The sequence below is a fragment of the Micromonospora ferruginea genome, from assembly GCF_013694245.2.
GTDB lineage: Bacteria > Actinomycetota > Actinomycetes > Mycobacteriales > Micromonosporaceae > Micromonospora > Micromonospora robiginosa.
Map to the genome: position 1 here is coordinate 1,637,962 of NZ_CP059322.2, position 23,341 is coordinate 1,661,302.

Genomic DNA, 23,341 nt, shown 5'->3' on the forward strand with positions numbered 1-23,341 from the left:
GGGCGAGCGGCCCTCCTGGTCGTGGTCACGCGAGCACCCGCTCGCCGATCCAGCCGCCCTCCGGGCAGCCGGGCGGTACGGCGAACACGGCGGAGCCGATCGGGGTGGTCCACTCGTTGAGCAGGTCCCGCTCCGCCAGCCGGCGCTGGATGGGCAGGAACTGCCGCCCGATGTCGGCCTGGTACGCGGCGAAGATCAGCCCGCTGTCCGCGTGCCCGTCGGCGGTCGGCGTACCGTCGTAGTTGTAGGGCCGACGCAGGATCTTCTGCCGATCGTCGGTGACCCGGGCCCGGGTCAGGTGCGAGAAGTCCGGGATGACGGTGAGCCCGTCCGGCCCGAGCGCGGCGAAGTCCGGCTCGTCGTGCTCGGCGGCGCCGGTCAGCGGCGCGCCGGTGTCCAGGCGCCGACCCACCGCGACCTCCCGGTCGGTGCGGCCCAGCAGGTCCCAGGTCTCCAGGTTCATGCTGATCCGCCGCACCACGAGGGTGGTGGAGTCGCGCAGCCAGTCCGGCCCGTCGGTCACCCACACGGCGGTGTCGGCCGGGGCGCCCGGCTGCGGGTTGGCGGTGCCGTCGAGTTGCCCGAACAGGTTGCGCTGGGTGCGCCCCGGCTCGGCCCCGGCGGCCCGGCGGAAGCCCCGCTGCACCCAGCGCACGGTCGCGAACGGCCGGCTGTCCTTGACCAGGACGCGCTGGGCGTGGGCGACGGTGAGCGGGTCGTCGGCGCAGACCTGGAGCAGCAGGTCCCCGCCGGACCAGCGCGGTTGCAGCCGGTCGACGCGGAACGCGGGCAGTTCGGCCACCGACGCGGGCCGCCGGTCGGCGCGTCCGGCGGCGGCGTACAGGCCGGGGCCGAAGCCGAACGTGACGGTCAGCCGGGCCGGCAGCAGGCCGAGTTCCGGTTCGGTGTCGGCAAGCGACGGCCGGCCCTGGGTGAGCCGGGCGGCGTCGTCGGAGAGCAGGCGCAGCATCCGGCCGAGCGCCGCCCGGTCGGTGCCCGGCTTCAGGGTGAACGCGACGAACGCGGCGTGTGCCTGCGGCTCGGTGGTGACCCCGGACTGCCGGGCACCGTGGAACGGTTCGACCGCGCTGCCGACCAGGGCGGCCGGCACCGGCTCGGGGCGTACCCCCGGGTCGTGGGGACGCGCGGCGGTGATCGCGACGCCGGCGGCGAGCGTGCCCCCGACGGCGACCGCGCCGCCGGTGAGCAGGCCGCGCCTGCTCACCCGGCGGTCGGTCCCGGCAGGGTCGGTCATGAGGCAGGGCTCATCTCCGGCATCGGGGTGTCGCCGTGGCCGGGGGCGTAGGACTCCTGGGCGCCGGTGAACGGCTTGGCCACGGCGCGGAAGGTCTGGGTGCGGCCGTCGGCGAAGGTGAGCGTGAAGGTGAGTTCGTCACCGGCCCGCACCGGCTTGCTGATGTCCATCAGCATCAGGTGGTCGCCGCCGGGCTCCAGCCTGGCGCGGGAGTGGGCCTTGACCACGATGCCGCCCTCCTTGGGCCGCATGACCATCTTCCCGTCCTCCATGGTCATCTCGTGCAGCTCCATCGGGGAGACCTCGGTGGCGGCCCTGGTGATCGTCACGTCGGCGTCACCGTCGTTGACCAGGGTGCCGAACGCGGCGGTCATGCCCTTGTCGGCGGCCTTCACCCACGGGTCGCTGATGCCGAGCACCCCGGCCGCCGCGCTCACCGAGGCTGAGGCGGTCGCCGTCGGTGCGGCGACCCTCGAGCCGTCGGCGGACCCGCAGGCGGCGACGGACGCGGCCAGCAGGGTCGCGCCGATCAGGGCTCCGGGACGCCGGAACCGGCGGCTGATGGTGGTGCTGGGCATGACGGTGTCCCCTTCGACGATCGGTGTTCGTACCGTTGGTCGGCGCCGGGGGATGGTTGGTTCCGGCGGATGCGATCGATCACGCCGCCCCGCGGCGAGCCGGCCGGACACGCCGGCTCACCGCGGGCGACGTCAGCAGTTGCGCAGCGTCGGGGACTGGTTGAGCAACTGGCCGCGGCCGGAGGTGAACCGGCGGTACGCCTCGGAGTCGGCGGCGGACGGCCGGAACGCGGCCACCCGGTGGCAGTTCTGGAACGCCAGCCGCACCCCGAAGTGGCGTTCCAGGCCGGCGCGGATCGCGTCGCTGGCCATCGCGCGCAGCAGTTGGCCGCGCTCGGCGTCGCCCGGTGGCGCGACGACGTTGTCGGCGAACTCGGCGTCGGTGGCCGCCAGGTCGGCGGCGACCCGGCCGACGGTCTGGAAGGCGTACGGCAGGGAGTCGCGGACGCAGGCGACGAACGCCTCCTCCTCGATCTCTCCGGTCTCGGCGGCGCGCAGCAGGGCGGGCGGGACGGTGAGCGACATGGGTCTCCTCCACTCTTCGGAAACGACAACCGTTTCCATTAACGTGACGTGGTGAGCAGACCACGGGCCCCGGATCCGGTCAAGCACCGGCACACGCGAAGCGGCGGGCGGCCCCCGAAGGGATCCGCCCGCCGCCCGTGGTGCGAACGCCGTCAGCTCAGGTGCGCCTCGATGGCCTCGATGACACGGGGACGCAGCTCGGCGGCGCGGACCACCGCGTCGACCGAGCCGACCTCGACCGCGCGCTGGATGCTGTGCACCCGGTCGAACTCGGTGGCCACCTCGCCGAGCTTCTCCGCCCGCACCGACGAGCGCAGCTCGTCCAGCTCCGCGGTCAGCGTCGCCCGTTCGGTGACGGGAGCCGCCGCGACCCGGCTCTCCAGCTCGCGTACCCGGGGATCGGCCGCGGTGCGCGCGGCGACCTCGCCGGCGAAGACCACGGCGGCGGCCGGCGCGCCGCCGAGCACCGAGGCGAACGAGCCCTCGATCGCCAGCACGGTCATGGCCGGGTTGAGCGCCTTGGAGAACACCACGAACGCGCCGCCGTGGTAGCGCGAGATCACGCAGAACACGATCGGGCCGCGGAAGTTCACGATCGCCCGGCCGATCTCGGCGCCGTACTCCAGTTGCAGCTTGCGCATCGACTCCGGCGAACCGTCGAAGCCGGACAGGTTGGCCAGCACCACCAGCGGCCGGTTGCCGCTGGCCGCGTTGATCGCCCGCGCCGCCTTCTTCGACGAGCGGGGGAACAGCGTGCCGGCGGTGTAGGTGTCCGGGCCGTCGGTGGGCGGGAAGCCGTGCCGGGGCACCGACCGCGACTCGATGCCGAGCAGGCACACCGGGATGCCGCCGAGGTGCACGTCCTGCACCACCGCGGTCTCCGCGTCGGCCATGCCGGCCCACCGCTCCAGCACCGGGTGGTCCTGGTCGGCGAGGGCCCGCATCACGGTACGGATGTCGAACGGCTTCTTCCGGTCCGGGTTCGCGGTGGCGGAGAAGATCTCGCCGACCGTGGTGAAGTCGCTGCCGGCCACCGTGTGCGGGAACGTGGTGACGTCCCGGTCCACCGGGTCGGTGGTGGTGGCCCGCCGCGGCGCGCCCTCGCCCGGCGCCACGTACGTGTGGTCGTAGTGCGCCATCAGCACGTCGCGCGCGGCCGGCAGGTTCGGCGCCCAGTACTGCGCCTGCCCGTTCGGGCCCATCACCCGGTCGTAGCCGCCGATGCCGAAGTTGTCCTCGGCGGACACGCCGCCGGAGAAGTCCAGCGACTGCTTGCCGGTGAGCACCATCGCCGAGTCGGGCGTCATGACCAGCACACCCTTGGTGTGCATGAGCATCGTGGCCTCGGCGTTCCAGTAGGGCTGGGCGCCGACGTTGATGCCCGCCACCACGATGTTGATCTCACCGCCGGCCTGGGTGAACTCGACGATCCGCTTGAGCGCGGCGGCGACCCAGTCCATGTTCTCGGTGCCCGAGGTCATCGAGATGCGGGCGCCGGCGGAGAGCGCGTACCACTCCAGCGGCACGCCCATCCGCTCCGCCAGGTCCAGCGCGGCGATCACCCGCCGGCACTCCGGCTCGGAGAGCGCGCCCAGCGACTTGGTCGGGTCGCCGAGCAGCACCACCCGGGTGACGCCCTGCGGGTGCCGCGGCGTCGGCGTGGTCACCACGCCGGCCACGATCGCCGCGCGATTGCGGCCCTTCGGCCGGTCCACCGGCACCAACCGGTGGTCGGCGTCCAGGTCGTGCTCGGTGAAGTCGCCGAGCAGCCCGGTCAGCTCGTACGGGTAGACCGTGTTGCGGCTGGCCGCCCGCAGCACCTTGAGCCGGTAGTCGTCCAGCGGCTCGACCGGCTCGCTCGGCGGCTCGCCGACGGTGAGCCGGCCGTGCCCGGTGACGTCGAAGGCGATCCGGACGCCGACCTTGACCAGCTCGCCGGTGCGGCGGTCGCGCTGCCGCCCGATGAACAGGATCTCCTCCAGGCCGGCGCCGACCGTCGTCGGGCGCACCCGGGCGGCGATCAGCTCCATCTCCTCGCGGGTCAGCTCGCTCGGCGGCCAGACGTAGATCACGATCCGGTTGGTCGGGAACCGGACCTTCGACGGCCGCCGGGACTGGGCGCGGCGGATCGAGTCGATGCAGGCCGCGACCGTGTCCTCGGTGGTCGGCAGCGCGACCAGCCGACCGTCCTGCTCCCGCAGCTCGGTCAGGTCACGGACCTGCGCGAACGCCACCAGCCGCTGGTCCGACGGGTTCTCCCGGGCGGCCGCCTGGAAGAGGTAGACCTCCTCGTCCAGCGACGGCAGCCGGGTCAGGTCGAACCCGTGCAGCCGCTCCAGTTGCATCCGCTGCGCGATGTACGGGTGCAGGCCGCGGATCAGCCGCTCCTCGGCCATCGCGGTGCCGTCCGGGCGGAACGTGAAGTGGTGGTGCATCACCGCGCCGCCGCGCCCGGCGACCGTGGTGGTGAGCCGGCGGACCTGCTCCGGCAGCGGGTGCGCGTTGATCACGTCGAGCAGCGCGGCGACGGTGGCGTCCTGGTCCTCCGGCTGGCTCTCCCAGGCCAGGTAGATGTCGGCGTCCACCGCCTCCTCGTCCCGGGCCACCTCGGCCAGCCCGGTCAGCGCGTCGCCGAGCGCGTCGAAGCGGACGGCGGCGGAGACCACGCTGGAGGAGGCCCGGCCGGCCACCACGAACACGCAGCCGCCCGCCGCGCGGGTCCGCACGCCGGTGAGCGCCTTGTTGCCGTAGTAGCGCCGGGTCAGCACCTCCAGCATGGTGGCGTTGTCCAGGTCGGCCCGGACCAGCCGCTGGCCGAGCAGCCGGACCAGCGGCTCGGTGCTGCGGACCATCTCGGCGACCCGCTCGGCGCGGTCCGGCGCGTCCGGCCGGGCGTCGAGGTGCCGCAGGTGCGCGCGGACCCGCGCGTACACCCGGGCCCGGTTGCGGCGCAGCAGCGGCTGGGCGAACCAGGCGAACACCACGCCCCGGGCCAGGTCGGCGACGACCGGGAAGCGGACCTGGGTGGCCGAGATCAGCCGTTCCAGCGTGAGACCGGCCGGCTCGCGCAGCGCCTCGTCCGGCGGCGGCTCCCGCAGCCACGAGCGCAGCAGCGCGGCGATCGCGGTGGCGTCGGTGGCGGCCCGCTGCTGGGCCAGGAAGATCCGGAACACCGCGGCCTCGAGCGCGGGGGAGCGGTCCAGCTCGGTGACGCCGTAGTGGCCGAGCGCCTTGGCCAGGCGGGCCCGGAACGGCTCCGGCGAGCCGGCCCGCTCCACGTCGAGGCTCTGCAGGTAGGTGTGGAAGTGCTCGCGGGCACTGTGCAGGTGACCGCCCGCGCCGTCCTCCCCGGTGGGCCGGTTGCGGCTCAGCTCGGCCAGGTCGGCGAAGACGTCGACCAGCTCCAGCTCCTCGGCCAGCGGCCGGTGCCCGGCGACGGTGGCCGCCCGACGCGCGTCGAGGTAGTCGTCGAGCACCCGGCGCTCGTCGTGCGGGTCGACGTCGAAGCCGAGCAGCAGGCCGCGCAGGTCCTCCAGGCCGCGCTCGGCCCGGCTGTGCGCCGGCGCGTCCCCGGGCGCGACGGGCAGGTCCAGTTCGACGGCCGGCTCGTCCGGGGTGGCGGCGGCCTCGTCGCCGGCGTCGGCGAGCGGCTCCAGGCGCAGCAGCGGCGCGCCGGCCTCCACCTGGGTGCCCACCGCGACGGAGGACTCCTTGAGGCGGGCCCGGAACGGCGCCCGCAGCACCGTCTCCATCTTCATCGCCTCCAGCACCAGCACCGGCGCGCCGGCCTCGACCTCCGCGCCGACCTCCACCGGGGTGGCGACGACGAGCGCCGGCATCGGGGAGCGGACCACGCCGCCCTCGTCCCGGCTGATCCGGTGCGTGACGCCGTCCACCTCGACCAGGTGGACCGGCCCGTGGGTGCCGGTGAGCAGCCGGTAGCGCACGCCGTTGACGACGATCTGCCCGGTGTGCCGGTCGAAGCGGTCCAGCTCGACGTCCGCGGTCCGGGCCTCGGCGCCGGCCTCGATGCCGACCCGGAACCGGTGCGCGCCGACGCGGGCCACCCGCATCCGGTAGCTCACGCCGCGCAGCTTGAGGTCCAGCGGCCGGCCGCTGCGGTGCTGCACCTGGGGGCGACCGCCGGCCGCGGTGGACAGCAGCCGCTGCCGCTCGGCGGTCTCGTCCTCCTCGTACGCCTCGATCGCGGCGGCGGCCAGCGCCACCGCGGAGTGCCGGTGCGCGACGAGCCGGCCCTCGCCCCGGACCCGGTCGATCCAGCCGGTGTCCGCGCTGGCGTCGATCACCTCGGGCTGGTCGAGCAGGTCGAGCACGAAGCTCTTGTTGGTGGCGCCGCCCTCGATCACCACGGTGGTGTTCGCCATCGCCCGGCGCAGCCGCCCGAGCGCCTCGTCCCGGTCCCGCCCGTACGCGATGATCTTGGCGATCATCGAGTCGAAGTCGGCCGGGATGGTGTCGCCCTCGCTGACCCCGGTGTCGACCCGGATGCCCGGGCCGGCGGGCAGGTCCAGCCGGGTGATCCGGCCGGGGGAGGGGGCGAAGTCCCGGTCCGGGTCCTCGGCGTTGAGTCGCGCCTCGATCGCGTGCCCGCGCTCGACCGGCGGCTCACCGGTCAGCCGCCCGCCGCCGGCGACGTGCAACTGGGCCTTGACCAGGTCGAACCCGGTGGTCGACTCGGTGATCGGGTGCTCCACCTGGAGCCGGGTGTTGACCTCCAGGAACGCGAACAGCCGGTCGCCGGGGTGGTAGAGGAACTCCACCGTCGCCGCGCCCCGGTAGCCGACCCGGACGGCCAGCCGCTCGGCCGACGACTTCAGCTCGGCGGCCTGCTCCGGGCCCAGCACCGGCGACGCCGACTCCTCGATCACCTTCTGGTTGCGTCGCTGCACCGAGCAGTCCCGTACGCCGAGCGCCCACGCGGTGCCCTGCCCGTCCGCGATCACCTGCACCTCGACGTGCCGGGCGCCGGTGACCAGGCGCTCCAGGAACACCACACCGCTGCCGAACGCCCGCGCGGCCTCCTGGCTGGTGCGCTCGTAGGCGTCGGCCAGGTCGGCGTCGCTGCGGACCACCCGGATGCCGCGACCGCCGCCGCCCGCGGTCGCCTTGAGCATCAGCGGGTAGCCGATCTCGGCCGCCGCGGCCACGGCCGCCTCCAGGCTCTCCACCGCGCCGCGGCTCCACGGCGCGACCGGCACGCCGACCTCCTCGGCGATCAGCTTCGCGCCGATCTTGTCGCCGAGCTTGCGCATGGCGTCCGGGCTCGGCCCGACGAACGTGACGCCGACCTTCTCGCACAGCTCGGCGAAGGCCGGGTCCTCGGCCACGAAGCCCCAGCCGACCCAGGCGGCGTCCGCCCGGGTCTCCACCAGCGCGCGCTCCAGCACCTTCAGGTCGAGGTACGGGCGGGCGGAGGCGGGCCCCAGGTCGTAGGCGACGTCCGCCTCGCGGACGAAGGTGGCGGTGCGGTCGACGTCGGTGTACAGCGCGACGGTCTCGATCCGGCTGCCGGTCTCCGCGGCCAGTTCCCGGACCGCGTGGATGAGCCGCATGGCGGCCTCACCACGGTTGACGATGGCGACACGGGTGAACACGTGACCGTCCCCTTCGGTTGACCCACGGTGTAGCGCCGGTCGGCGGCGGTGCCCCCGGCTTGCCTCACCCTGCCGTCTGTCAGCGGGCGGCGCCATGTCGTAATCGCCGAACCCTGAGCGGGAGCCATTGTAGGAACCACACAAAAGTTTTTAGCGATAACGCGGACGGCGCCGGTTCCCCGAGCGGGGTCCGGCGCCGTCCGGCACTTGCTGAGCTGCGGTTCAGCCCGGGATCTCGCGGGGGTCGCGGCTGCGGGGGTACGTGTTCTTCTCGCCGATCGTGCCGTCCTGCTTCTTGATCACGTGCTCGGTGCCGCGCTCGGCGGCCATCTCGCGGCCGGCCGCCTCCGCCTCCGCCTTGGTGTCGTGGCGGCTGCTCGCGCGCTCGTTGCCCTCGGGGCGGTTCTTCCACTGCCCGTCCTGCTGATAGGTGTCGATGTCACCCTTGGTCATGTCGTCAGCTCCCCTCGGATCCGTTGGTCGATGACAAATGTCTGCCCCTGGGAGCCGCGAGTTAATCCTGTCGTCGCGTCCGGGTCCGACACGGGCCGGCGGGCGCGTGCCGATTCTTCGATATCTCGTCGGGTCCCGCCATCTGGTCGGCGGGGTCGGTCAGGGGTCTGGTAGGGGTGGCCCGGATCGTGTTACTGACCAGTAGGGACGCGCGTGAATGCCGTCAAACGGCCGAGTCGCCGCCGATCGGGCCTAGGGGATCCATCTGCTGAGATCGGGCCCTCCGGTCGCAACCGGGACTCTTGCCATCGATGACAAACGTGTGACAACTTCGGCGAAGCCCGATCGGCCGAGCCTCACCGGCCGAACGGCTGCCCGGGGCTGCCGAAAGGCCGCCCGTGCTCAGCTCCAGGAGGTATCCACATGCGACTCTCCGGGTCATCGCGGCGTACCGCCACCGCCCTCACGGTGGCCGGCGCGCTGGTCGTCGGTTCACTGGCCGGCGCACCGGCACACGCCGCACCCGAGACGTCCGCCACCCCCGAGAAGGCCACCGCGCTCGCCGCCGCACTCGGCGACCGCTCGGCCGGCACGTACGCCGCCGCCGGCGGCACCATGGTCGTCACGGTGACCGACGACGCCGCCGCGCGGAAGGTCCGCGCGGCCGGCGCCACCCCCAAGCTCGTCACCCGGGGCGCGGCCGAACTGGCCCGCGCCACCTCGACGCTCGAGAAGTCCGCCCGCATCCCCGGCACCGCGTGGTGGACCGACCCGGCGACCAACCAGGTCGTCGTCTCCGTCGACAGCACCGTCACCGGCGCGAAACTGGCCCGGGTCGAGGCCGTCGCCAAGCAGCTCGGCGGCACCGTCCGGATCGAGCGCGAGGCCGGCACGCTCGGCACCCGCATCGCCGGCGGCGAGGCCATCTACGCCCAGGGTGGCGGACGCTGCTCGCTCGGCTTCAACGTGCGCAGCGGCAGCAGCACCTACTTCCTCACCGCCGGGCACTGCACCGCCATCGCCGCCACCTGGTACGCCGACTCGGGGCAGAGCAGCCAGCTCGGCACCGGCGGCACCGGCAGCTTCCCCGGCAACGACTACGGCATCGTGCAGCACACCAACGGCGCCGCGGCCGAGGGCAGCGTCTCGCTCTACAACGGCGGCTCGCAGGCCATCACCGGCGCGGCCGACGCGTACGTCGGACAGTCGGTGCAGCGCTCCGGCAGCACCACCGGCCTGCACGGCGGCACGGTCGAGGCGCTCGACGCCACGGTCAACTACGCCGAGGGCAGCGTCTCCGGGCTGATCCGCACCAACGTGTGCGCCGAGCCGGGCGACAGCGGCGGCTCGCTGTTCAGCGGCAGCAGCGCGATCGGCCTGACCTCGGGCGGCAACGGTGACTGCTCCTCCGGCGGGACGACCTACTTCCAGCCGGTCACCGAGGCGCTCAGCGCCTACGGCGTGAGCATCCTCTGACCGGTCCGCACATTGGAGAAGGAGGCCGCCGGGTGACCGGTGGCCTCCTTCTTTGCCGCCCTGGCAAGTTTTCTTGCCGGGGCCGCCGCCACCCGCGCACCATGACGGTGCCGGGCCGCCGACGCGTCCGGCGGCGAAGGAGGCAGGCATGACCGGGCACCACCACCAGCACCAGCAGAACCCGCCGGCGGACACCGACCCGGCCGAGTTCTGGGACGAGCGCTACGGGCAGTCCGACCGGATCTGGAGCGGCCGGGTCAACCCGGTGCTCGCCGAGGTGGCCGGCGCGCTGCCGCCCGGCACCGCGCTCGACCTGGGCTGCGGCGAGGGCGGCGACGCGATCTGGTTGGCCCGGCAGGGCTGGCGGGTCACCGCCGTGGACGTCTCCGCCGTGGCGCTGCAGCGGCTCGCGGTCGAGGCCGACCGGGCCGGCGTGGCGGACCGGATCACCACCGTCCGCCGCGACCTGCTGGCCGAGGGCTTCCCGGCCGGCCGCTTCGACCTGGTGTCCGCGCAGTTCTTCCAGTCCCCGCTGGTCCTGCCCCGGGAGAAGGTGCTGCCCCCGGCGGCCGAGGCGGTCGCGCCCGGCGGCCGGCTGCTCGTCGTCGAGCACGGCGCGCCGCCACCCTGGTCCGGGCTCGACGCCGACGACCCCCGCTTCGCCAGCCCGGAGGAGATCATGGCGGCGATCGACCTCGACCCGGACGGCTGGGCGACCGAGCGACAGGGCGAGTCCCGCCGCACCGCCACCCACGACGGCCACACCGGCAAACTGGTCGACCACGTCGTCCTGGTCCGTCGCCGCTGACCGCGCCGTCAGGCCGGCCGCGCCGGCCGGGGCCGGGTCAGCGCGAGGGCCAGCAGGCCGCCCGCGCACAACGCCGCGCTCATGACGTACGCCCAGCGGAAGCCGACCTGCGTGGCGAGCCCGAGCAGCGGGCCGGCGAGCATCGCGCCGATCGGGAACGAGTTGGTGAACAGCGTGGTGGCCCGGCCCGGCTGGCCCGGCAGCAGGTCCTGCACGTAGGCGATGGCGACGCCGGAGACCGCGGCGATGAACAGCGCGTTGACCGGCTGCGCGAGCAGCAGCACCCCGACGCCCGACGCCCCGGCCGCGATCAGGTAGTAGACGACGCCGCAGCCGGCGCCGAACAGGATCAGCGCGCGCAGCCGGAACCGTGCGGTGAGCGCGCCCAGCCCCAGCATCAGCGGGATCTCCAGCGCCGCGCAGAGCCCCAGCACCAGACCCGCGTCCGCCGGGTCGCCGCGCAGGTCCCGGCCGATGAACAGCGGCAGCACCTGCACGCCGAGCGTCATCGGGCACTGCAACATGGTGAAGGTGACCACGGTCAGCGCCAGCCGCCACCGGGACGCGCCCGGCGCGTGCCCGCCCCCCTGGTCGGGGGCCGGCGGCGGCGGCAGCGGAAGCTCCGTGAGCCGTACCGCGACCACCAGCGCGGCCAGCGCGTACATGGCGGCGGCGGTGAGGTAGAGCAGCCGGAAGCCGCCGGCCGAGAGCAGCACCGCGGCCAGCGGCGGCCCGGCCACCCAGGCCAGCGAGAAAACGGTACGCATCGCGCTGATGCCCAGCGCGGCGCGCCCGGGATCGTCCCGGTCGAGCAGTTGGCGGGCGTAGGCGAACGACTGCGGGAACACCGAGTTGGCCAGCGCCATGGCGGTGACGGTCAGCGCCAGCAGGATCCAGTAGTCGCGCACGAACGCGATCAGGCCGGCGCCCACCACGCCGGCCAGCGCCGCCCCGATGAGCAGTTTGCGGCGGATCGGCGCCCGGTCGGACAGGCGCCCGACCAGCGAGGCGACCACCACACCGGCGAGCGGCGCGACGACCAGGAGCACGGTGACCCGCACCGGATCGGCCCGGACCTCGGTGTCGAGGAACAGCGACAGGAACGGCATCACCACGGCGACGGACAGGCCCACGGTCAGGAACAGCAGGGCCAGCGGCAGCAGCCGGAAGTAGCCGGCGTGCACCGCCGGCCGGGTGTCCACAGCCATGCGGCGCACGCTACGCCCTACCCCCGACCGGCCCGAAGCGGTTTACCGGCCCGGCTGTTAACCGGGGGCCCCGCCCATACCGGAGGCGTTAAGAAGGGGCCCCTCCTTAACCCTCAGCCGACGGCGGTGGCCGACGGCGGCGCGCTCCCGCCGCGCGGGGCCTCCGGCGTCATCAGCCGGACGATCTCCGCCCGGTCGGCCGCGGACGGCAGCCCCCACTCCGGCCGGTAGCCGTACACCTGGTCCAGCGGGGTGGCGCTGGTCCGGCCGTCGACGATCTCCACCGAGTCGGTGCCGATCAGGCCGGGATGCTCGACGCCGCACGCCTCGGCGACCTTCACCAGGTCACGGCGGAGCGTCCGGAGGTAGTTGGCCGCGCGCACCGACTTGCGGGCCGGCTCCAGGCCCCGGGCCAGCCAGGCGTTCTGGGTGGCGACGCCGGTCGGGCAGGTGTCGGTGTGGCACTTCTGCGCCTGGATGCAGCCGATCGCCAGCATCGCCTCCCGACCCACGTTGACCATGTCGGCGCCGAGCGCGAACGCGACCACCGCGTTGTCCGGCAGGCCGAGCTTGCCGGCGCCGACGAACACCACCTGCTCGTGCAGGTCACGTTCGGCGAACGTCCGGTAGACCCGGGAGAAGCCCTGCTGGAACGGCAGCGACACGGAGTCGCTGAAGATCAGCGGGGCGGCGCCGGTGCCGCCCTCGCCGCCGTCGACGGTCACGAAGTCCACGCCCCGGCCGGTGTCCCGCATCAGCGTGGTCAGCTCCTCCCAGAAGCCCAGGTCGCCGACCGCGGACTTGATGCCGACCGGCAGGCCGGTCTCGGCGGCGAGCAGCTCCACCCAGTCCAGCAGGCTGTCGCAGTCGGAGAACTCGGCGTGCCGCGACGGGCTGACGCAGTCCTGCCCGGTCGGGATGCCCCGGGTGGCGGCGATCTCGGCGGAGACCTTCGCCGCCGGCAGCAGGCCGCCGAGGCTCGGCTTGGCGCCCTGGCTGAGCTTGATCTCCAGCGCCCGCACCGGCGCGCCGGCCACCAGGTCCTTGAGCCGGTCCAGGCTGAACCGGCCCTGCTCGTCGCGGCAGCCGAAGTACGCGGTGCCGAGCTGGAACACCAGCTCGCCGCCGTGCCGGTGGTACGGCGACAGCCCACCCTCGCCGGTGTTGTGCAGGCAGCCGGCGAGCGCGGCGCCCCGGTTCAGCGCCTCGATCGCGTTGCCGGAGAGCGAGCCGAAGCTCATCCCGGAGATGTTGACCACCGACTCGGGCCGGAACGCCCGTGCCCGCCCGCGCGCCGCGCCCAGCACCTTGGCGCAGGGCAGCGCCACGTCGTGCCCGGCGGCCGGGGCGGACGGCGGCACCGCCCGGCCGAACGTGCGGTGCTTGATGATCGGGTAGCCGCGGGTGTGCTCGATGTCGTTGTCGGTGCCGAACCCGAAGTAGTTGTTCTCCTGCTTCGCCGAGGCGTACACCCAGCGGCGCTGGTCGCGGGTGAAGGGGCGCTCCTCGTCGTTGCCGGCCACCACGTACTGGCGCAGCTCCGGGCCGATCGCCTCGATCAGGTAGCGGGCCCGGCCGAGGACGGGGAAGTTGCGGCGCAACGCGTGGTCGCGTTGCAGCAGGTCCCGGGCCGCGAGGGCGGCGACGGCGGCGACGGCGGCGGGTACTGCTCTTCTGGCCCAGCTCATCCCGCCACTCTTTCCGCCGGGGGCGCCGGTCAAACTCCGGTGGAACCCGGGCGGCGCGGGCGGTGTCATGGAAGTGGACCGAGGCGGAGGTTGCCCTGGACGACGACGAGATCGTCACCCGCGTACGCGCCGGTGACCGGGAGGCGTACGACCTCCTGGTCGCCCGGCACACCGCGTCCGCGTACCGGACGGCGGTGCTGCTGGGGGCCGGCCCGGACGCGGAGGACGTCATCCAGGAGGCGTTCGTGAAGGCGTACCGGAAGTTGTCCCGCTACCGGGGAGACGCGTCGTTCCGGTCCTGGCTGCTCGCGATCGTGGCCAACGAGAGCCGCAACCTGCACCGCTCGCGCGGGCGGCGGGACGGGCTGGTGCTGCGGGCCGCGGCGGCGGACCCGGCGACCGAGGCCACCGAGGCGGACGGGCTCGGCGCGGTCCTCGCCGCCGAACGCCGGGCGGCGCTGGTGGCGGCGCTGCGCCGGCTGCCCGCCCGGGACCGCGAGGTGATCACCTGCCGCTACCTGCTCGACCTCACCGAGGAGGAGACCGTGACCGTGCTGGGGCTGCCCCGGGGCACGGTGAAGTCGCGGACCCACCGCGCCCTGGCGAAGCTGCGCGGCCTGCTCGACCGCGAGGTGGCGCACCGTGGATGAGCTGGAGCGGGAACTGCGGGACCTCGGCGCCCGGCTGGAGCCGGCCGCGTCGCCGGACGTGGCCGCCCGGGTCCGCGCCCGGCTCGCCGCGCCGCCGCGCCGGCGGTGGCGGTACTGGCTGGCCTCGGCGCTCGCCGCGGTGCTGGTGGCGGCGCTGCCACCGGGCCGGGCCGCCGTCGCCGGCGCGGTGACCGGGCTGCTGCGGTTCGCCGGGGTCGTGGTCGACACCTCGGCCACCCCGGCGCCACCCACCGGTACCCCGTCGCCGCTGCCGGGGCAGCGTCCGGTCGCCCTGGCCGAGGCGCAGCGGCAGGTCCGCTTCCCGATCCGGGTGCCGACCCGGCTCGGCGCCCCGGAGCGGGTGCTGGTCGCCGACCCGGACGGCGCGGGCGCGTACCGGGTGGCCAGCCTGCTCTGGCAGGGCGGGGCGCTGCGCCTGGACGCGTTCGACGGCTCGCTCGACATCGCGTTCCACAAGCAGGCCGCCGGCGCGGACGTGACGTTCACCCAGGTGCACGGCGACTTCGCGATCTGGGTCGGCGGCCCGCACGCGCTCGCCTACGTCGACCGGGCCGGCACGGTCCGGGTGGCCACCGCGCGCCGGTCCGCGGCGACGTTGATCTGGCAGGACGCCGGGGTGAGCTACCGCCTGGAGGGCGACCTGACCCGGGACGTGGCGCTCGACGTCGCGGGCTCGCTGGGGTGAGCGGGGAACCTGACCGGCCCGGCCGGTGTCCTGCTGGTGAACGTCGTCGTCGATCGGGGGTGCCGGATGTCGCGTCCGGGCAGGGTCACGCTGGTGCCGGTGCTGCTGCTGGCCGGCTGCACGAGTGCCGGGCCGCCGGCCGGGCCGTCAGGCGGGCCGCCGTCGGCCGCGGCGAGCACCGCCGGGCCGGCCGCCTCGGTGGGCTGCCACTCCCCGGTGGCGACCGGCCGGCTGCCGGACTGGGCGGACGCCGGCTTCAGCGGGGACACCCGGATGCCGCACGTGCTCGGCGACCGGGGCGAGATCGTCGCGATCCTGTTCGGGCACCCGTTGACCGTCGGCCGGGGTGAGGGTCCGACCAACAAGATCCTGTGGGTGGGACGCCCGGTGACCGCCACGCCCGACCCGGCGGCGTCAGGCACGCTGGTCGTCACCGCGACGCGCGACGGCACCGGCGCCCGGGTCACCCGGGAGGTGGCCGGCGGTCCCGGACCGTCCACCGTCGACCTGCCCGCCGCCGGCTGCTGGCACCTGCGGCTGGACTGGTCCGGCCGGGTCGACACGATGGACCTCACCTACCGGGCGGCCGGCTGAGCGGGGCATGGGCGCGCCCGGTCCGGGTAACGCCGGGTCATGGCGAAGTACACGAAGCCGGAACTCCGGGAACAGCTCAAGGAGGAGATCAAGGCCTCCGACAAGGGGGGCCGGCCGGGGCAGTGGTCGGCCCGCAAGTCGCAGCTGCTGACCAACGAGTACAAGAAGCGTGGCGGGGGCTTCGAGGGCCCGAAGGACGCGCGGCAGCGGTCGTTGCAGCGCTGGGGCGGCGAGCAGTGGCAGACGCGGTCGGGCGACACCCGGGCCCGACACGACGGCGAAACCCGCCGTTACCTGCCGAAACAGGCATGGGAGGAGCTGTCGGAGAAGGAACGGCGGGAGACCGACACCCGCAAGCGGCGCGCGTCGCGCTCCGGCCGGCAGTACGTCCCGAACACCGGCCCGGCGAAGCGGGCACGCCGGGACGCGACCGCCGCCGAGCAGGTGAACGAGCTGCCGGTGGCCGAGGCGGTCAAGCTCGTGGGCGACCTCGACAAGCGCCAGCTCGACGCCGCGCTGCGCCGCGAACGCCGCGGCAAGGCCCGCAGCACGCTGATCCGGCGGCTGGAGTCGGCACTCCGTCGCCGCCGGACCGCGTGAGAGCGACGCCTACCGGCGCGGCTGCTGCGGCACGCGGGGCAGCACGAACGGCGGCCCCGAGTAGATCAGGTCGGCCTTCAGCTCCTGGTAGGCCCGCTTCGGCCGGTAGTTCTCGTCGTAGACGGTGGCCAGGCCCTCCGGCGGGTCCGAGAACGCGCCCGGCACCCACGAGTGCTTGTCGGTGAAGCCCCAGAGCGTGAACGACAGGCAGTGCCGCTCGGCCAGGCAGGCCCGCAGCAGCGTGCTGAAGTTGGCCGCGGATGCCTGCAACCGGGGGTTGATCTCGGCGGAGTCGCCCGCCTGCACGCCCGCGGTCATCTGGCTGCGCACGTCGACCTCGGTGAACGCCGTCGCCAGTCCCAGCCCGGCGAACTTCCGCAGCGCGGCGACGACCTGGAGGGTGTCGTAGTTGCCGTACTGGGTGCCCAGGTGCCCCTGGCTGCCGACGCCGTCGATCGGCACGCCCCGGGCGCGCAGGTCGCGGGCCATCTCGTAGACGAACTGCGTCTTGTCGTCGGCCGGGTTGCCGGAGCCGAACGCCTCGATGTTGTAGTCGTTGTAGAACAGCAGCGCCTTCGGGTCGGCGGCGCGGGCCCAGCGGAACGCGTCGGCGATGTAGCCGGGGCCGAGGTGCTGCGCCCAGAAGCCCTTGTAGTGCAGCGTGGACGGGGTGTCCCAGGGGTCGCTGACCGCTTCGTTCACCACGTCCCACTGCCAGATGCGGCCCTTGAAGTGGCGGACCACGGCGGTGATGTGGTCGCGCAGGATCTGCCGTAGCTCGACGGCGTCGATCGAGCCGTCCGCGACCCCCTCGGTGAGCCAGGTCGGCAACTGGTTGTGCCAGACCAGCACGTGGCCGCGGACCCGCTGGTGGTGCTGGCGGGCGAAGGCGACCAGTTCGTCGGCCGGCCCCCAGTTGTAGGTGCCCCGGGTCGGCTCCAGGCTCTCCCACTTCATCACGTTCTCGGCCGTGACGGTGGAGAACTCGGAGCCGGCCAGCTCGCGGTAGCGCGGCTCGGCGGCGTTGTCGAGGGCGGCCATGTCGACCGCGGTGCCCACGTACAGGCCGTGGCGTTCGGCCAGCTCGCGCAGGCTCTGCGCGGTCGGGTCGTAGGGGCGCCCGGCGGCGGCGGGCACGACGTTGAGGGCGGCGGCGGTCGCGACGGCGACGAGGCCGGCGGCGATCCAGCGGCTCGGTTTCATGGTGGTCCTTCCGGCGGGCGACGTCCGAAACTTCCGGGAACATTTCCGAAACTCGGCCGGAACGTTACGGCGGTCGATGTGGCCTCGTCAATCGCCGGCGGCCTCGGTCGATGCCTTGACGTGCGTGGGTGTTAACGTGAACATAGATGAACGTCGTTCAAAGGGGGTCGAGATGACGCGTGGTCGATCGGTGCGAAGTGCGCTGGCCGGGCTGGTGGCGGCCGTGGCCGTGACGGTCGGCGTCGTCGTCGTGTCGTCGCCGGCCACCGCCGGCACCAGCGGCTTCCGGGGCATGAACTGGGCCGTGCTTGGTGACAACTTCAGCACCGGCCCGCTCGTGGTGCAGGGCCTGAGCGCGTCCGACAGCAACGCGACGGTGCGGGCCAAGGCCAACGCCCTCTACGACGAGATGGCGGCCCGGATGGGGGTCAACACCGTCCGGCTGCCGATCAACACGCACACCGTGGGTACGGCGTGGTGGGGGGCCTACCGGGGCGCGATCGACGCCGCCACCGCCCGCGGGTTCAAGGTCATCCTCGCCTACTGGGAGGACGGCGCCGCCTCCGGCGGTCGGATCACGAACCTCGCCGCCTGGAACGCGATGTGGTCCACGGTGACCGCCACGTACGGCGCGAATCCGGACGTCTACTTCGAGCCGATGAACGAGCCGCACGGCTACACCTCGGCGCAGTGGCGCGACGTCGCGGCCGAGTGGCTGCGGTACCACTACTCGGCGGTGCCCGCCCGGGTGCTCATCGGCGGCACCGGCTTCAGCCAGGACCTGCGCGACGTCTGCGCCGACCCGCGCTTCGCCTCCACGCTGTTCTCCTTCCACCACTACGCGTTCTTCTACGAGCCGATGAGCTACGACGCCTTCCGGACCCACGTCCGGACCCGCCTCGGCGCCTGCGCCTCCCGTGCGGTGGTCACCGAGTTCGGCGCGCCGATGAACGACGGCCGCGACTACGCCGACGCGAACAGCGCCGACAACTTCGTCCGGCACATCCGGGCCGTGGCCCAGGTGATGCGCGACAACGGGATGGGCGGCACGTACTGGCCCGCCCTCGGCGGCAAGCCCGGCACCATCGGGTACGACTGGTACTCGATGTTCTCCCTCGGCGGCAGCGGCACCGACCTGCGCCTGACCGTCCGCAACACCTCGGGCGCCGACCGGATCCGCTACGGCTGGGGCGACACCGTCGGCGGCCCGACGACGCCCCCGCCGACGGGGGAGACGTTCTACCGGCTGCTCGTACGGCACAGCGGCAAGGCCATGGACGTCCAGTCGCCGAACACCGACGACGGCGCGCGCGTCGGCCAGTACACCTACGGTGGCAACGCGTGGCAGCAGTGGCGGTTCGCCGATGCCGGCGGCGGCTGGTGGCGCCTGGTCAGCCGGCACAGCGGGAAGTGCCTCGACGTGGTGGGCGCCGCCACCGCCGACGGCGCCGAGCTGATCCAGTACACCTGCGGCGCCGGCCCGAACCAGCAGTTCCAGATGGTCGCCGACGGCGACTGGTTCCAGCTCCGGGCGCGGCACAGCGGCAAGTGCGTGGACGTGCCCGCCGCGTCGACCGCGGACGGCGTGGTCCTCAAGCAGTATCCGTGCAACGCCGGCGCCAACCAGCGGTGGTCGCGCGCGGCGGTCTAGCCCAGCGGGCGGCAGGAGGCGCGCACCACCAGCTCGGTGGGGAGCCGGATGTGCGCGTCGCGCTCCACGCCGGCGATCAGGTCGATCAGCAGCCGCAGCGCCTCGGCGCCCATCCGTTGCAGTGGTTGCCGGATCGTGGTCAGCGGCGGGTCGACGAGCGCCGACTCCGGGACGTTGTCGAAGCCGATCACCGACAGCTCGTCCGGCACCGCGATGCCCATGCTCCGGGCGACGTCGAGCGTGGAGATCGCGGAGAGGTCGTTGCCGGCGAAGATGGCGGTCGGCCGGTCGGGGAGCGCGAGCAGTTCCGCCGCGGTGCCGGCGGCCCCCTCGATCCGGAAGCCGCCGACCCGGACCAGCCGTTCGTCCACCGCGACGCCCGCGTCGGCCATGGCCTGCCGGAAGCCGGCCTCGCGCAGGCGCGCCGACTCCAGGTCGGGGCGACCGCTGATGTGCCCGATCCGGCGGTGGCCGAGGGAGAGCAGGTAGGTGGTCGCGAGCACCGCGCCGGCGAAGTTGTCCGAGTCGACGGTGGGCAGGCCGGACGGGCCGGTGTGCGGGTCGACGGCGACCACGTGGAAGCCGTGCTTGGTCTCGACCACGGTCGGCGTCACGATCACCGCGCCGTCGATGAGCGTCCCGGAGAGCCGGGCCAGGGACCGCCGCTCCCAGCCGATGGCGGCGCCCTCGCCGTCGCCGCTGGAGTAGGCCAGCAGTTGGTAGCCGCTGCCGGCGACCTCCCGGGAGGCGCCCTTGAGCAGCTCGGTGGAGAACGGCTCGAACTCGGCGACCAGGATGCCCAGCACGTTCGTGCGGTGGCTGCGCAGGCTCTGCGCCCCCAGGTCGGCCTCGTACCCCAGCTCGTGGATGACCTGCTGCACGCGCGCGACGGTGGCCTGGGCGACGCCGTACCGGCCATTGACAACCTTTGATACGGTCGCCACCGAGACGCCGGCGGTGCGTGCCACGTCGGACATCTTGACGCGCTGCGGGAAGGTCACGCGGACGATGATAGAGGGCTCCCCGGGCCGCGTCGCGACGGTTTCGAAACCGTTATCGATACCGATTGACATCGAGTTACGTGGCTGTAACACTCCCCGACAGGTAACCCGACTGAGCGGTCGAGGAGACATCTAATGGCGATGAAGCGCCGCGCCGGTGCCGTCCTGGCACTGTTGATGACAAGCGCCCTCGTCGCCGCCGGATGCAGCGGCGGTGGCGACGACGAAGCAGACACGGGAAGCGAGCTGTACAAGAACCCGGTGACGTTGACCTGGTGGCACAACGCCTCCCAGGACGGCCCCGGCAAGACGTACTGGGAGAAGGTCGCCAAGGACTTCTCCGCCGCCCACCCGACCGTCAAGATCGAGATCGAGGCGATCGAGACCAACCAGCTCCAGCGCACCCGGCTCCCCGCCGCGCTGCTGAGCAACGACCCGCCGGACATCTTCCAGGCCTGGGGCGGCGGCGAGATGCGCGAGCAGGTGGAGGCCGACTACCTCAAGGACGTCACCGACCAGGTCAAGAGCGAGGTCGCCGACATCGGCAGCGCCGCGGAGATCTGGCAGGTCGACGGCAAGCAGTACGGCCTGCCGTTCCGGATGGGCATCGAGGGCGTCTGGTACAACAAGGACATGTTCGCCAAGGCGGGCATCTCGGCGCCGCCGACCACGTTCGACGAACTCAACACCGCGGTCACCAAGCTCAAGGCGATCAACGTCATCCCGATCGCCCTGGGCGCCGGGGACAAGTGGCCGGCCGCCCACTGGTGGTACAACTTCGCGCTGCGGGCCTGCTCGGTCGACACGCTGAAGAAGGCGGCCACCGACCGCACCTTCGACGACCCGTGCTTCGTGAAGGCCGGCCAGGACCTCAAGGCGTTCATCGACACCAAGCCGTTCCAGAACAACTTCATCGCCACCCCCGGCCAGAACGACCCGACCAGCGCGAACGGCCTGCTGGCCAACGGCAGGGCCGCGATGGAGCTGATGGGCGACTGGAACCGGGGCACGCTGGACACGGTCGCCACCGACAAGGCCAAGCTGGCCACGTTCCTCGGCTGGTTCCCGGTGCCGGCGATCTCCGGCTCCGCGGGTGACCCGAAGGCGGCCCTCGGCGGCGGCGACGGGTTCGCCTGCTCCAAGAAGGCCCCGGCGGAGTGCGTCGAGTTCCTCAAGTACCTGGTGAGCCCCGAGGTGCAGAAGGGCTACGCGGCCACCGGCACCGGCCTCCCGGTCGCCAAGGGCGCCGCGGACGGCGTGACCGACCCGGCGCTGAAGTCCATCCTCACCGCCACCTCCGAGGCCACCTACGTGCAGCTCTGGCTGGACACCGCCTACGGCAGCACGGTCGGCAACGCGATGAACGACGCCATCGTCGCCATCTTCGCCGGCAACGGCTCACCGGAGAAGGTCGTCGCGGCCATGAAGGCGGCCGCGAGCAAGTGACCTCCACCGACCAGACCCGGTTCCCCGCCGGCGGCGTCTCCGCGCCGCCGGCGGGCCTCCGGCCCACCGCCCGCCCGTCCGCCCGTCGGGCGCAGACGCGTCGCAAGTGGTACGAGATCGTCGGGCTCACCACTCCGGCGCTCGTCGTCTACGTGACGTTCGTGCTGGTGCCGATGGGCTTCGCGTTCTACTACAGCCTGTTCCGGTGGCGCGGGGTGGGCCCGCCCACCGAGTACGTCGGCTTCAAGAACTACACCCTGGCCTTCCAGGACCCGATCTTCCTCGACGCGCTGCGCAACAACGCCATCGTCGTGTTCGGGTCGCTGCTGATCCAGGGTCCGATCGCGCTGGGCGTCGCGCTGCTGCTCAACCGCCGCTTCCGCGGTCGGTCCACGTTCCGGCTGCTGGCCTTCGTGCCGTACGTGCTCGCCGAGGTCACCGTCGGCATCATGTGGAAGCTGATCCTGACCGGCGACGGCACCGTCGACGTGCTCCTGCGCGCGGTCGGCCTGGGCGGCCTGGTGCAGGCGTGGCTCGCCGACCTCGACGTGGTCATCTGGACGCTGCTGTTCGTGCTCACCTGGAAGTACGTCGGCTTCGCCATCATCCTGCTGCTCGCCGGCCTGTCCAACGTGCCGGACGAGCTGACCGAGGCCGCCGCCATCGACGGCGCGAGCTGGTGGCAGATCCAGCGCCACATCACGCTGCCGCTGCTGGGCCCGACGATCCGGATCTGGATGTTCCTCTCCATGATCGGCTCGTTGCAGGTCTTCGACGTGGTCTGGGTGACCTCGGTGCCCGCGGTCCGCTCGCTGGGCGCGTCGGCCACCATGGCGACCTACATGGTGGACAACGGGTTCTTCGCCCGGCTCTGGGGCTACGGCAACGCGGTTGCCGTGATCCTGTTCGTCATCTCCTTCGTCGCGGCGCTGCTCTTCCAGCGCTTCCTGCTCCGCCGGGACATCGAGGGCGCCATCACGAGAAGGGCGAACTGACCGTGACCGCGAACCCCGTCCTCAGCCGGCCCGCGAGCCGCCGCCCGCTCTCCTGGGGCACGCCGCTGACCTACGCGCTCGCGCTGGCCGTCGCGGCCGTCTCGATCGCGCCGATCGTCTACGTGATCGTCGGCGGTTTCCGCACCACCCCGCAGATCGTCGCCGACCCGGCCGGGCTGCCGGACCCGTGGGTCTGGGACAACTACGCCCGGGTGCTGACCCAGAGCGACTTCTGGCGGCAGGCGTTCAACAGCGCGGTGATCGCACTCGGCACCACGCTCGGCGTGGTGGTGCTCGGTCTCTGTGCCGCCTTCGTGATCGCCCGCTACACGTTCCGCGGGCGGGAGGCGCTGAACACCTTCTTCACGCTCGGCCTGCTCTTCCCGGCCGGCGCGGCCATCCTGCCGCTCTACCTGATGCTGCGGGACCTGAACCTGATCAACTCCTACTACGCGGTGATCCTCCCGCAGGTCGCCTTCTCGCTGCCGATCACGATCGTGATCCTGCGGCCGTTCCTGTCCGCCATCCCCCGGGAGCTGGAGGACGCCGCCGCCATCGACGGCGCGGACCGGCTCGGCTTCCTGTGGCGCATCGTGCTGCCGCTGTCGCGACCCGCGCTGGTCACCGTCGGGATCCTCGCGTTCGTGGCGAGCTGGAACGCGTTCCTGCTGCCGCTGCTGGTCCTCGGCGACGTCAACCTGCACACCCTGCCGTTGGGCGTGCAGAACTTCTCCAGCCAGTACACCACCGACACCGCGGGCGTTCTCGCCTTCACCTCGCTGGCGATGCTGCCGGCGTTGCTCTTCTTCACGCTCGCCGAGAAGCAGATCGTCGGCGGCCTGCAAGGCGCCGTCAAGGGCTGAGCGGCAGCGGCGCGAGCACAACCAAG

The 23,341-nt window shown here is 73.1% G+C and carries 19 protein-coding genes; 10 read left to right on the plus strand and 9 right to left on the minus strand.

The genetic code is table 11. The features are described from left to right. Positions 1–25: 25 nt before the first annotated feature. From H1D33_RS07110 to H1D33_RS07130, 5 genes are all read right to left on the minus strand, one after another. Complete coding sequence (locus H1D33_RS07110) at positions 26–1,255, minus strand: Dyp-type peroxidase (protein WP_181568832.1); 1,230 nt, start codon at positions 1,253–1,255, stop codon at positions 26–28. After that, positions 1,252–1,833: a copper chaperone PCu(A)C gene (locus H1D33_RS07115; protein ID WP_181568831.1), complete on the minus strand. Its 582-nt coding sequence runs from the start codon at positions 1,831–1,833 to the stop codon at positions 1,252–1,254. The genes H1D33_RS07110 and H1D33_RS07115 overlap by 4 nt, the downstream gene beginning before the upstream one ends. Positions 1,834–1,965: 132 nt before the next feature. Further along, positions 1,966–2,358, minus strand: a complete 393-nt coding sequence (locus H1D33_RS07120) for an SCO5389 family protein (RefSeq protein WP_181568830.1) — start codon at positions 2,356–2,358, stop codon at positions 1,966–1,968. Between the two features lie 152 nt (positions 2,359–2,510). Beyond that, positions 2,511–7,973 carry an ATP-binding protein gene (locus H1D33_RS07125; protein ID WP_181568829.1) on the minus strand — a complete coding sequence of 1,821 codons (5,463 nt, stop codon included), beginning with the start codon at positions 7,971–7,973 and terminating at the stop codon, positions 2,511–2,513. Between the two features lie 222 nt (positions 7,974–8,195). Continuing rightward, positions 8,196–8,426 carry a DUF2188 domain-containing protein gene (locus H1D33_RS07130; protein ID WP_181568828.1) on the minus strand — a complete coding sequence of 77 codons (231 nt, stop codon included), beginning with the start codon at positions 8,424–8,426 and terminating at the stop codon, positions 8,196–8,198. A gap of 423 nt (positions 8,427–8,849) precedes the next feature. Here H1D33_RS07130 and H1D33_RS07135 point away from each other — a divergent pair, with 423 nt between their 5' ends. Continuing rightward, positions 8,850–9,902 (plus strand): S1 family peptidase, encoded by a 1,053-nt coding sequence (locus tag H1D33_RS07135; protein ID WP_181568827.1) that lies wholly within the window; start codon positions 8,850–8,852, stop codon positions 9,900–9,902. A 148-nt stretch (positions 9,903–10,050) separates the two neighbouring features. Beyond that, a complete protein-coding gene (locus tag H1D33_RS07140; RefSeq protein ID WP_181568826.1) occupies positions 10,051–10,710 on the plus strand; it encodes a class I SAM-dependent methyltransferase in 660 nt (219 codons plus the stop codon). 8 nt (positions 10,711–10,718) lie between these two features. Here H1D33_RS07140 and H1D33_RS07145 read toward each other — a convergent pair whose 3' ends face one another. Together H1D33_RS07145 and H1D33_RS07150 are read right to left on the minus strand one after the other, a co-directional pair. Further along, positions 10,719–11,918, minus strand: a complete 1,200-nt coding sequence (locus H1D33_RS07145; protein WP_246411581.1) for a sugar efflux transporter — start codon at positions 11,916–11,918, stop codon at positions 10,719–10,721. A 113-nt stretch (positions 11,919–12,031) separates the two neighbouring features. Beyond that, positions 12,032–13,606 (minus strand): FMN-binding glutamate synthase family protein, encoded by a 1,575-nt coding sequence (locus H1D33_RS07150; RefSeq protein ID WP_181568825.1) that lies wholly within the window; start codon positions 13,604–13,606, stop codon positions 12,032–12,034. A 62-nt stretch (positions 13,607–13,668) separates the two neighbouring features. Here H1D33_RS07150 and H1D33_RS07155 point away from each other — a divergent pair, with 62 nt between their 5' ends. The 4 genes from H1D33_RS07155 (at position 13,669) to H1D33_RS07170 (ending at position 16,156) form a co-directional block, all read left to right on the plus strand. Next, the gene (locus H1D33_RS07155; RefSeq protein ID WP_246411578.1) at positions 13,669–14,256 is read left to right on the plus strand and encodes an RNA polymerase sigma factor; all 588 of its coding nucleotides are present in this window, start codon (positions 13,669–13,671) and stop codon (positions 14,254–14,256) included. After that, positions 14,249–14,962 (plus strand): hypothetical protein, encoded by a 714-nt coding sequence (locus tag H1D33_RS07160; RefSeq protein ID WP_181568824.1) that lies wholly within the window; start codon positions 14,249–14,251, stop codon positions 14,960–14,962. Before H1D33_RS07155 ends, H1D33_RS07160 begins: the two co-directional genes overlap by 8 nt. Before the next feature lie 66 nt (positions 14,963–15,028). Beyond that, positions 15,029–15,556: a hypothetical protein gene (locus H1D33_RS07165; RefSeq protein WP_181568823.1), complete on the plus strand. Its 528-nt coding sequence runs from the start codon at positions 15,029–15,031 to the stop codon at positions 15,554–15,556. Positions 15,557–15,595: 39 nt separating this feature from the next. Next, positions 15,596–16,156, plus strand: a complete 561-nt coding sequence (locus tag H1D33_RS07170; protein WP_181568822.1) for a hypothetical protein — start codon at positions 15,596–15,598, stop codon at positions 16,154–16,156. Between the two features lie 9 nt (positions 16,157–16,165). Here the strand turns inward: H1D33_RS07170 and H1D33_RS07175 are convergent, their stop codons facing one another. After that, the gene (locus tag H1D33_RS07175) at positions 16,166–17,359 is read right to left on the minus strand and encodes an endo-1,4-beta-xylanase (protein WP_181568821.1); all 1,194 of its coding nucleotides are present in this window, start codon (positions 17,357–17,359) and stop codon (positions 16,166–16,168) included. 172 nt (positions 17,360–17,531) lie between these two features. Here H1D33_RS07175 and H1D33_RS07180 point away from each other — a divergent pair, with 172 nt between their 5' ends. Then, positions 17,532–19,010, plus strand: coding sequence for an RICIN domain-containing protein (locus tag H1D33_RS07180; protein WP_181568820.1), 1,479 nt, complete (start codon positions 17,532–17,534; stop codon positions 19,008–19,010). Here H1D33_RS07180 and H1D33_RS07185 read toward each other — a convergent pair. Then, a complete protein-coding gene (locus H1D33_RS07185) occupies positions 19,007–20,011 on the minus strand; it encodes a LacI family DNA-binding transcriptional regulator (RefSeq protein ID WP_220138680.1) in 1,005 nt (334 codons plus the stop codon). The two genes, H1D33_RS07180 and H1D33_RS07185, sit on opposite strands and share 4 nt — an antisense overlap. 177 nt (positions 20,012–20,188) lie before the next feature. Here H1D33_RS07185 and H1D33_RS07190 point away from each other — a divergent pair, with 177 nt between their 5' ends. Genes H1D33_RS07190 through H1D33_RS07200 form a run of 3 tightly spaced genes read left to right on the plus strand, consistent with a single transcriptional unit; the run spans position 20,189 to position 23,315 of the window. Beyond that, positions 20,189–21,457 (plus strand): ABC transporter substrate-binding protein, encoded by a 1,269-nt coding sequence (locus H1D33_RS07190; RefSeq protein WP_246411576.1) that lies wholly within the window; start codon positions 20,189–20,191, stop codon positions 21,455–21,457. Next, a complete protein-coding gene (locus tag H1D33_RS07195) occupies positions 21,454–22,452 on the plus strand; it encodes a carbohydrate ABC transporter permease (protein ID WP_181568818.1) in 999 nt (332 codons plus the stop codon). Before H1D33_RS07190 ends, H1D33_RS07195 begins: the two co-directional genes overlap by 4 nt. Positions 22,453–22,454: 2 nt before the next feature. Then, positions 22,455–23,315, plus strand: coding sequence for a carbohydrate ABC transporter permease (locus tag H1D33_RS07200; RefSeq protein ID WP_246411574.1), 861 nt, complete (start codon positions 22,455–22,457; stop codon positions 23,313–23,315). Positions 23,316–23,341: the final 26 nt, after the last annotated feature.

Coding starts and splice junctions, on each gene's coding strand:
- H1D33_RS07110 (WP_181568832.1), bottom strand. CDS start 1,255: ATGACCGACCCTGCCGGGACCGACCGCCGGGTGAGCAGGCGCGGCCTG.
- H1D33_RS07115 (WP_181568831.1), bottom strand. CDS start 1,833: ATGCCCAGCACCACCATCAGCCGCCGGTTCCGGCGTCCCGGAGCCCTG.
- H1D33_RS07120 (WP_181568830.1), bottom strand. CDS start 2,358: ATGTCGCTCACCGTCCCGCCCGCCCTGCTGCGCGCCGCCGAGACCGGA.
- H1D33_RS07130 (WP_181568828.1), bottom strand. CDS start 8,426: ATGACCAAGGGTGACATCGACACCTATCAGCAGGACGGGCAGTGGAAG.
- H1D33_RS07135 (WP_181568827.1), top strand. CDS start 8,850: ATGCGACTCTCCGGGTCATCGCGGCGTACCGCCACCGCCCTCACGGTG.
- H1D33_RS07140 (WP_181568826.1), top strand. CDS start 10,051: ATGACCGGGCACCACCACCAGCACCAGCAGAACCCGCCGGCGGACACC.
- H1D33_RS07145 (WP_246411581.1), bottom strand. CDS start 11,918: ATGGCTGTGGACACCCGGCCGGCGGTGCACGCCGGCTACTTCCGGCTG.
- H1D33_RS07150 (WP_181568825.1), bottom strand. CDS start 13,606: ATGAGCTGGGCCAGAAGAGCAGTACCCGCCGCCGTCGCCGCCGTCGCC.
- H1D33_RS07165 (WP_181568823.1), top strand. CDS start 15,029: ATGTCGCGTCCGGGCAGGGTCACGCTGGTGCCGGTGCTGCTGCTGGCC.
- H1D33_RS07170 (WP_181568822.1), top strand. CDS start 15,596: ATGGCGAAGTACACGAAGCCGGAACTCCGGGAACAGCTCAAGGAGGAG.
- H1D33_RS07175 (WP_181568821.1), bottom strand. CDS start 17,359: ATGAAACCGAGCCGCTGGATCGCCGCCGGCCTCGTCGCCGTCGCGACC.
- H1D33_RS07180 (WP_181568820.1), top strand. CDS start 17,532: ATGACGCGTGGTCGATCGGTGCGAAGTGCGCTGGCCGGGCTGGTGGCG.
- H1D33_RS07190 (WP_246411576.1), top strand. CDS start 20,189: ATGACAAGCGCCCTCGTCGCCGCCGGATGCAGCGGCGGTGGCGACGAC.